This window comes from bacterium endosymbiont of Bathymodiolus sp. 5 South (genome assembly GCF_900128535.1).
Taxonomy (GTDB): domain Bacteria; phylum Pseudomonadota; class Gammaproteobacteria; order PS1; family Pseudothioglobaceae; genus Thiodubiliella.
Map to the genome: position 1 here is coordinate 1 of NZ_FQTR01000168.1, position 3,425 is coordinate 3,425.

The window sequence follows — 3,425 nt, forward strand, 5'->3', positions numbered from 1 at the left end:
GGCAGTACCACCATAGGGATAATAATGTTCGTAACTGAGAGTTTGGGCTTTGCCGCCCAATTCCAAGGTGTTGGATTGTAGGTGGCTGTTGAGTTGGTAGTGGGTTTGGGTGTTGTCTTTGCTGCTTTCGCTGAGGATGTGGGTGCCGATGTGCAGAGTTTTGCTTTGTTGTTTTGCTTGGTTGATTGAGATGTCTAGTGCGGGTAGGTAGTCTCTTTGGCTTTGTACTTGGTGACTAGATTCAGTTATAGCGCGAACTCGTTTGCCTTGGTAATCATAAACATAGTATTGTGTGGCGTTGCTTTTGTCTGATTTAGTAAGTTTATTTAAGGTGTTGTTGTAGTGCCACTCTAGGTTACCGATATTGTTTAAGTTTAATAAATTGCCATTGGTATCAAAGTTATTTTGGTTGTTATTTTCAGTGCCACGGTTGCTGTTTGGGTGGATGGTGAGGGTTTGTTGCCAATCACCACTGTTTGTCTGGTGCGATAGGTTAGTTGGGTTGTTACCTGTGTCGTAGGTGTAGAAGGGCTCTAGTGAAATCATAATATGGCACAGTAGTTTGTTTGTTGTATTATTCTAGATAGTCTACTAGTAGGTGCAAAATATTCATGCATATCTCCACGAGGTGGTAGGGGCTCTTCAGCAGATATTAAAGGCATTTTTGGTTCTAAATATAGGCGAACGTTACTGCCAGTAGCCTCTAATTCTACAGAGTCTACCTTGAGACTAAAAGTATTGGTAATCCTTAAAGAAGATCTACCATTATCACTCTTGATAAGAAAATTACGATAAAACTTTGGGTAATTTCTATCCGCTCGATAAATCTCCATTGCTTCGTTTGCGCTGGGGTTGGTTATATTCTGTTGTAGCATTGTTTGAGGTAGTATATTTAATGCGCCTGCTATTTTTGTCATCCCTAAATACTGATAAGAGATTACTTCTGTTGCGTTCAAGCCAGAACGACGACCTGGATATTCATTTTTAAAATTTGAATCAAAAACTAACTCCCCTGTGGAGAAGTTCATAGCATTCTTAAAATAATCAGAAGGCGGATGAGAATGGGCTTGAATGATGAGTTCCCCGTTGTTTCTCCATTCTGGTTCTATGGAAAATTCTGTATTAGTGTTTAATAAGTTAAGTTTATCAGCAGGATAAGTCCTGACAATATTTTCCAGTCTTTCATACGATTCAGGAAAATAAAATAAATTATTATTCTGATAAGTTCCTTCAATTGGACTTAGTACATCTATCTCATAATTTGCCAGATTTATGTCAGCTGGAATAACTTTAACATGTCCTGTTGGGTCAATATACTTAAGGGGATTATTGTCCACATAAACATACAAGTCTAATCCATCAACCGCTCCTGCTGAATCAGGGCTTATCCATCTTGCTAACCAAGGGGCTAGATACCTAGCGCCGTAGTAGCATAAGCCACTACTGTCGTCTCTTTCTTTGCCCGTGTAGCGGTAGCGTTTTTGTTGCACTTGGGTTTTGTCTTTGCCAGCGATAATGGCAGTGCCACCATAAGGATAATAATGTTCATAACTGAGGGTTTGGGCTTTGTTATCCAACTCTAAGGTGTTGGATTGTAGGTGGCTGTTGAGTTGGTAGCGGGTTTGGTGTGGGGGTTGGGTATTGTTTTCACTGCTTTTGCTGAGGATGTGGGTGCCGATGTGCAAGATAGTGCTTTGTTGTTTTGTTTGGTTGATTGAGATGTCTAGTGCGGGTAGGTAGTCTCTTTGGCTTTGCACTTGGTGGTTAGATTTAGTTACAGTGCGAACTCGCTTGCCTTGATAATCATAAACATAGTATTGTGTGGTGTTGGGTTTGTCTGCTTTGGTGAGTTTGTTAAGGGTATTGTTGTAATACCAATCTAGGTTAGCAATATTGTCTAAATGTAATAAATTGCCATTGGCATCAAAGTTATTTTGCTTGTTATTTTCAGTGCCATGGTTATTGCTGGTGTGAATGGAGATGGTTTGTTGCCATGCGTTGCTTTTTGCCTGGTGTGATAGGTTGGTTAGGTTATTGCCTGTATCGTAGGCGTATATTTGCTGGTAGAGTTCTAGTGAAATCACGATATGGTACAACAGTTTGCTTGTCGTCTTATTCCAGGCGACCTACTATCAGGTGCAAAATATTCATGCATATCTCCACGAGGTGGTAGGGGTTCGTCAGCAGATATTAAAGGCATTTTTGATTTTAAATGTAGGCGAACATCATTGCTAATACCCTTTAATCTTATAGAGGTTACCTCAAGACTAAAAGTATTGGTAATCCTTAAAGAAGATCTGCCGTTATCACTATTTTTAAGAAAATTATTATAAAACCTTGGGTAATTTCTATCCGCTTTATAAATCTTTATTGTTTCGTTTGTGCTGGGGTTGGTTATATTGTGGCGTAGCATTGTTTTAGGTAGCATATTTAATGCACCTGCTATTTTTGTCATCCCTAAATACTGATAAGAGATTACTTCTGTTGCGTTCAAGCCAGAACGACGATTTTGATTTATATTTTTAAAATTTGAATTAAAAACTAACTCCCCTGTGGAAAAGTTCATAATATTCGTAAAAGAATCAGAAGGCGGACGAGAATAGGCTTGAATGATTAGTGCCCTATTGCTACTTTCTTCTGATTTTATTAAAAATTCTGTATTGGTGTTTAACAAGTTAAGTCTGTCAGCAGGATAAGTCTTGACAATATTTTCCAGTCTTTCATACGCTTCAGGAAAATAAAATAAATTATTATTCTGATAAGTTTCTTCAATTGGACTTAGTACATCTATCTCATAATCTGCCAGACTTATGTCAGCTGGAATAACTTTAACATGTCCTGTTGGGTCAATATACTTAAGGGGATTATTGTCCACATAAACATACAAGTTTAATCCATCAACTGCCCCTGCTGAATCAGGGCTTATCCACCTCGTTAGCCAAGGGGCTAGGTACCTAGCACCGTAGTGGCATAAACCACTACTGTCGTCTCTTTCTTTGCCTGTGTAGCGGTAGCGTTTTTGTTGCACTTGGGTTTTGTCTTTACCCGCAATGATAGCAGTGCCACCATAGGGGTGGTAGTGCTCGTAACTAAGGGTTTGGGCTTTGTCATCTAGTTCTAAGGTGTTGGATTGTAGATGGTTGATGAGTTGGTAGCGGGTTTGGCGCGGGGTTTGCGCGTTGTCTTTGCTACTTTCGCTGAGGATGTGGGTGCCGATGTGCAGGGCGGCGCTTTGTTGTTTTTCTTGGTTGGTTGAAAGATCTAGTGCGGGCAGGTAGTCTCTTTGACTTTGTGCTTGATTGTTAGATTCAACTACACTGCGGACTCGATTATCTTGGTAATCATAAACATGGTATTGTGTGGTGTTGCTTTGGTCTGCTTTGGTGAGTTGGTTAAGGGTGTTGTTGTAGTGCCAATGTAGAGTA

2 protein-coding genes and 1 pseudogene are annotated in these 3,425 nt (G+C 39.9%); all 3 read right to left on the minus strand.

Annotated elements, in window-relative coordinates:
• Window positions 1-546: pseudogene (locus tag BBROOKSOX_RS09615) on the minus strand (RHS repeat-associated core domain-containing protein); the annotation flags it as partial.
• Window positions 543-2,084: an RHS repeat-associated core domain-containing protein gene (locus BBROOKSOX_RS12270; RefSeq protein WP_257607845.1), complete on the minus strand. Its 1,542-nt coding sequence runs from the start codon at window positions 2,082-2,084 to the stop codon at window positions 543-545. The gene BBROOKSOX_RS12270 and the pseudogene BBROOKSOX_RS09615, both read right to left, overlap by 4 nt.
• Window positions 2,081-3,425, minus strand: a 1,345-nt coding sequence (locus BBROOKSOX_RS12275) for an RHS repeat-associated core domain-containing protein (protein ID WP_257607846.1), incomplete at its 5' end; no start/stop codon positions are given. The genes BBROOKSOX_RS12270 and BBROOKSOX_RS12275, both read right to left, overlap by 4 nt.